The organism is Pseudoalteromonas byunsanensis, assembly GCF_001854475.1.
GTDB classification, from domain to species: Bacteria; Pseudomonadota; Gammaproteobacteria; order Enterobacterales; family Alteromonadaceae; genus Pseudoalteromonas; species Pseudoalteromonas byunsanensis.
Genome location: NZ_MNAN01000004.1, coordinates 728 through 1,000 on the forward strand (window position 1 = coordinate 728; position 273 = coordinate 1,000).

Annotated in this window: 1 protein-coding gene; it reads left to right on the forward strand. The window is 47.3% G+C overall.

Annotated features, from left to right (window positions below; all coding sequences use genetic code 11):
• On the forward strand, positions 1–273 hold a 273-nt coding region (locus BIW53_RS00035; protein ID WP_139158748.1), incomplete at both ends, for a condensation domain-containing protein.

A 273-nucleotide genomic window follows, 5' to 3' on the forward strand; every position in this document is an offset into this window, starting at 1 on the left:
CCTTGGTCGGCTTTTTTGTTAACTCCTTAGCGCTTCGCACGCAAGTTGAGCAAACGCAGAGCTTAGAGAACTTCATTGCACAAGTACATGAGGTGGTAAGCGGTGCCAAGGTCCATCAAGAGTTGCCATTTGAGAACGTGGTTGAGCTGTTAGAGGTAGAGCGAGACCGCGCAAGACATCCGATTTATCAAGTGATGTTCAGTGTGCAAGGTTTTGGAGGTGCATTAGAAGCTGAGAATTCTTTGCCATTTGATATGGTCACTGAATTGGGGG